The 5,099-nt window shown below is 65.9% G+C and carries 3 protein-coding genes and 1 pseudogene; all 4 read right to left on the bottom strand.

What is annotated here, in order from left to right; all coding sequences use genetic code 11:
• Positions 1-344 precede the first annotated feature (344 nt).
• Entirely contained in the window at positions 345-962 is a 618-nt protein-coding gene (locus A7D27_RS27585; protein WP_083265797.1) for a hypothetical protein, read from the bottom strand.
• Between the two features lie 329 nt (positions 963-1,291).
• Entirely contained in the window at positions 1,292-4,165 is a 2,874-nt protein-coding gene (locus A7D27_RS26560) for a toxin VasX (protein WP_069566641.1), read from the bottom strand.
• A complete protein-coding gene (locus A7D27_RS26555; RefSeq protein ID WP_170832331.1) occupies positions 4,162-4,722 on the bottom strand; it encodes a DUF4123 domain-containing protein in 561 nt (186 codons plus the stop codon). Before A7D27_RS26555 ends, A7D27_RS26560 begins: the two co-directional genes overlap by 4 nt.
• Positions 4,722-5,099 (bottom strand): annotated as a pseudogene (locus A7D27_RS26550) (type VI secretion system tip protein VgrG); the annotation flags it as partial. The gene A7D27_RS26555 and the pseudogene A7D27_RS26550, both read right to left, overlap by 1 nt.

The raw sequence follows: 5,099 nt of genomic DNA, 5'->3' as shown, positions 1-5,099 counted from the left end.
GAGCAGGATGGGGAGGGGCATTGGGCGAAAGATTTCCAGTAGGAAAGGCACTAGCAGGGCCACACTAATCAAGGCTAAACACGCCCACCCTGGCCCAGTTCTGCCATCCAAGAAAAAAGCTATTGAGAAGCCTCCGAATATCAGTAGCACGCCTCCCCCCAACGCCCCGGTCCACATCCCCCGATCTGCACTCTCCCCGTGCTCAAGGCTCAGGTAGTGCTCGGTCTGCTCCTCCACTTCGGGCATGCACATAAGCGGCGCTTGTGTGGGCTGATCGGCCTTGAGCAGACAGCTGTCCGGTACTTGGGCAAAGCGCTGGGCGAAGGCACGGGCCACCTCCTCCGTCACGTCTGCTGCTCCAGGTCCACCAGCCGGCTGGTGGGGCCATCGGCCCGCAGGCGCTCGCGGACCATGGCCGGCCATTGGGTACGGGCCCGGCGTTTGGCGATGGCGTAGGTGAGGTTTTGCAAGGTGTTGAACGGAGCAAACATGATGCCCCCTACCAAAAGTGCCACGTCAGAGGCACTGAGGTAATTGCGCCCGCCGTTGGCAACGTACTGCTCCTTGATGTCTCGCCATTGAAGGCGAGTCCAATGCCCTCGCCGCTTGCGCACTTCCAACAGGCTCTGGTTGAACGCCGGCGACTCGCTGTGCCTGCCGTGTTCATCGAACCAAGGGCCATTATCCATGTAAGCCCGCAGGTACTCCCAGAAACCCAACTGCATCTCCAGGCTCTTGCTGATGGGCGAGCCCAGGTTGATCACCACCAACTCCTCCGGGTGGCCGTAGCGGTGCAGCAGCACCTCCAGCGCGGCATGGCGCATGCCGCCTGTGTAGAGCCCCACTGTGTCGAAGGGGTAGGCCGCAGCGGCAATGCCATCCCAGGGGGTGTGGTACAGCTCGCCGTCCTGCTCGAAGTACAGCTCGCGAGTGCGGCGGTTGAGCAGGATCGGCAGGGGCATGGGCTGGAACACTTCGCAGATGAACGGGACCAGAACACAAGCAAGCCCCAACAGGAAAAAGTTGAGAGACGTTTCAGCTCGGCCATCCATCAAAAGAAAAAACGCAAAGAAAAGCCAAAAAACACCCCCAATCCCACCCAGCGCCCCCGTCCACATCCCTCTGTCCGCACTCTCTCCGTGCTCAAGGCTCAGGTAGTGCTCAGTCTGTTCCTCCACTTCGGGCATGCACATAAGCGGTGCCTCCGTGGATTTATCAGCCTGGAGCAGGCGACTGTCAGGCACCTGGGCGAACCGTCGGGCGAAGGTGGTTTGGGTTAGTTCAGTCATGGTCAGCTCACCTCGATGTCGATGGCCGGCAGGCTGAGGCCTTCGACCGGGGTGTAGGTCAGGCTGCCGCGGATGGCGACCAGCCGCTCAAACGCGCCGTCATGGTAGGCCCGGCGCAGGCGGATGCCGTCGTTCGGCGGGCCATGGGGGCTGCCGATATCGGGGTCGAAGGGGATGGGGTCGTGCTCCCCCCAGGTCAGCGGGATGCACCTGAGGGTGGCGTCGTCGAGCAGGCCGTGGGATTGCTCCCACTCCTCGTAACCGCTGAAGGTGATCATGCCTTGCTGGTACTCGCTCTGGCCGGGCAGATGCAGAACCAGGCGTATTTCGTTCACCCATTGGCCGGTGCGGGGGTTGATATCGTTCCAGCGCTCCAGCTTGAGGCTGACCGGTAGGACGATGCGCCAAAACGCCTCGAGGGTGCCGGTGAGGCTGCCGGACCAATCCGCAGGGCGGGTGCCGAAACGGGTCTGCTTGAGCCAGCTTTCCAGCGGGGTGTCTTTTGTATAGAGCAGGGAGACCATGCCGATCAGGATGGTGGCAACCAGCCCCACCAGGCTCAGGCGCAGGGGCAGGGTGAGTACGCGGATGCCGGTGGCCAGGGCCGTCGATTCGCCGGCCAGTACCGCCGTGCGGGCCAGGCGCAAGGCACGCATGGCCTGCAGCGAGACGCGGGCATAGGCCAGGTTGGCGCCGGCCAGCCCCAGGCTGACCGCTGCCGTGTCCAGGTCTCCGGCACGGTAGGCATCCAGGGCCTGCCAGCCGTAATAGAACACGTCCAGGCCGGCAGTGATGGCTTGCAGCAGCATGGCGCCGGCTCCCAGGCCCAATGCTCGAGCCAGAGTCTCCTGAGCCGCAGGGTTGATCTTGCCTGCTTGCGCGACGTGCTGCTCCCAGCGCACATCAGCAAGCTTTTGCAGTACAGCGGTTGAAGCAGTTGCCGTAGCCATAACAGCACTGAAAGTCGAAATAGCGTTCTTCACGGATGTCTCAGTCCAGACCTGCTTAGCTACCTCCGCCAAATTCCAAACCGACACAAACGCAATCAACGTCTTCAACGGCGCCTCGTTCAGCAGTTCGCTGATATTTCGAGGCGCCCCCAGGGAAAGGCGCGCGGCTTTTCCGCTCAGGGGCGGTAGCGTTGTGCCGGGCTTGCCGGGCGCGCGCGGGGCGTCGCTGCCATGGCCGGGTGAGGGATGGGGCGGGGCCGCTTCTGGGGCCGGTACGACACGGAGATGCGGAATGGCCTCCTCGACCTGGGTCGCCGTGGGGCTTTTGGCGGGGGTTGAAAGGCCGACAGCTTCGCGGGCAGCACGCGCCTGGTTGCGGATCTCTTTCTCCAGTTGCTTCTTGAGGCGGCGCAGTTGGCCCTTGTTGTGGGCCTGGTCGATCTGCTCGTTGAGCCAGCCGATCGCATCCACTCGGCTCAGGCTGTCCACCTCCAGGCGCTGGGCGCTGCGTACCAGCATGGCGGTCATGAGGTTGTAGGCCAGGGGGTGGATCTGTTCACTCAGGCTGCGCAGGCGCCCGCCGAGGCTGGGTGAGAGCACGGCGAACAGGGGCTCGCCACCGCGCGCCGGATTCAACGCCTGCACCTGATCGGCGGCGAGGTTGACGGCCGTGGCGAAGGCTGTCGCCCTGGCGAGGCGGGCGGCGGCGCCAGGGGCGTCGGTCACGTCGGCGAGGGCTTCCGGCAGGTGCAAGGCTTGCTTGAGGGTGCCGGGGTCGATCTTGCGGGTGGCCCCCAACAATGACCACAGCAGCCAGGGCTGCTCCCTCGGTTGGGCAGCGTCCAGCTCCCGTTCGAGGGTCTTCACCCCCAGGGGGGTGGCGGAGGGCCCCAGGCAACTGCAGGCGAAGTGGATTTCCAGCAGGTCGCGCTGGTCGGGCTGGGTCAGGTCGAACATGGCGCAGGCGGAGTCCAGGTGCGACGGCATGCCGCCTTCCAGGGTCTCGAACCAACGGGCCCAGCACTCCGTCAGGCGCCGCAGGTCGGCATCGAGGGCGTCCAGCGCCAGGGCCGGCTGCTTCAGAACCTTCTGCAACTGGGGCACGTCGATCATGGAGGCGAGGTTGCTGCGGATGACTTCGTCGCTGTCGGCCACGGACTGGATCAGTTCGGCGGTAGCCCACTCGTCGTTGCGGTGCTTGTTGAGTTTGGTGAAGGCGATGCGGCGCTCGCGCACCAGGGCGGCCAGGTCACCCAGTACGCCCCAGGGGTCGTCGACAAGGGCGAAGTGCTGTTGCTCGCAGCGCTGCATGGGTTTGAGGGGCGGGTCCTGCAGCAGCCAGTAGCTGGCCTTTCTGGTGGCGATGCTCCAGGTGTAATGCTCGGTCTTCAGGTCGCCGATCTGCCCGTGCATGGCCTGGACGCTGCCACTGAAGGGCGCCACGCCGGGGGTCAGGCTGCGCATCATGCGTTGGCGCTTGGCGGGCTGGCTCTCCAGCTCTGCGAAGACGTCGGCACTCCAGCGGATGGGGGACCAGGCCATCAGGACCGGTGCCCCTGCCTCCAGCATCAGGTAGGCGCGGGTGGTGGTGTCCGGTGCGGGGGCGCTGCGTGCGGTCGGTTTCAGCATGGCGGCGTCCACCCGGTATTCGCTGAGTGCCTGGAGGCTGTCTTCCCAGACGTACAGCCAGCCATCGCGCAGCGCACGGGGGACGTAGCCCAGGGGGCGATCCTTGAGCGCGGCGTGCTCGGGGCCCATCTCCGGGAAGTTGCCGTTGAGGGCGGGCAGCCCCAGGGTGGCCGCGTCCAGGGTGGAGGGGTTGCGCGTCTCGATGGGGCCGATGGCATATCGCAGCGGCAATACGGCGGCCAGCAAGGGGCAGGTGGCGGGCTGGAGACGGCGGGTTTGGGTGGCGGGGGCGTTCATGCGGGTGCGTCCTGCGGGTGGGGTTCGGGTTGCGCCAGTGCGTCGAGCAGCGGCCAATCCAGGGTGATCTGGGCGTCGAGCGGTGGGCCGGGGTGGGTCGCATCCAGTTGGGGATGGGGGTTGTGCCAGGCCAGGACCGGGGCCTCCCCGTCACGCAGCCAGACCTCGCTCACGCCATGCCAGAACCCCGCCGGCCACTGGACCTGGCTGCGCCATGCCTGGCGCAGCGGGCGTGCATCGGCCAGTCGCAGCCAGAACACGCGGCCATCCGGTGCCAGGATGCGCAAACGCCGACGCAGGCTCTCTCGCAAGGCGACCAGGGGCAGCTCGCTCCTGAGCCAGACGGCTTGTTCAAGCTCGGGCTGCCCGGCCTGCCAGGCGTCATTCAGCAGGCTGCCGGCATCGGCCTGCAGCAGGATGGGGCCGATGGCTGCCAACGACTCATAAGGAGTGCCTTGCAACAGGGGGCGTGGGCTGTGTTCGGGAAAATGCTGGCACAGCCAGACCAGGGCCTGCCGGTGGGAGGCGCCGTCGAAGAGCAGGAATCCGCTGTCCATCATTTGGCCTCCTTGGCACGCTTGGCCGCTTCGCAGACCTCACAGATACCCGTGCTGGCCTGGAGGAACACCCGGCGTTGCTTGGCCAGGGCCTCCAGGGTGATGCCGGCCTTGTCCTTGTCGGCCGGCTTCACTGCGCCCGGGAGGATGGGCCGGGCACCTGCACCCTTCCCGGCCGCGCCCCCTGAGTTCAGGTTGATGCTGGCGCCGCTGAAGGTGACGCCGCCCGGGTCGAGCTTGATGAAGCTGCCGCCGCCGCTGGCGGTGAGCTCCATGCCGGCGTCGATCACGACCTTGTCGCCGGCGTAGTAGTGGATCTCCTGCCCCGCTTCGATGAACTGCCCGCTGCCCAGTTGGATGTGCTGTTCGTTGCCGAT

Source organism: Pseudomonas sp. 1D4, assembly GCF_001728925.1.
GTDB lineage: Bacteria > Pseudomonadota > Gammaproteobacteria > Pseudomonadales > Pseudomonadaceae > Metapseudomonas > Metapseudomonas otitidis.
This window is presented reverse-complemented; position numbering and strand designations above follow the sequence as displayed.

Bases quoted from the DNA above. Each gene is read 5' to 3' on its own strand.
- A7D27_RS26555 (WP_170832331.1), bottom strand. From the start codon at position 4,722: ATGGACAGCGGATTCCTGCTCTTCGACGGCGCCTCCCACCGGCAGGCC.
- A7D27_RS26560 (WP_069566641.1), bottom strand. From the start codon at position 4,165: ATGAACGCCCCCGCCACCCAAACCCGCCGTCTCCAGCCCGCCACCTGC.
- A7D27_RS27585 (WP_083265797.1), bottom strand. From the start codon at position 962: ATGCCCCTGCCGATCCTGCTCAACCGCCGCACTCGCGAGCTGTACTTC.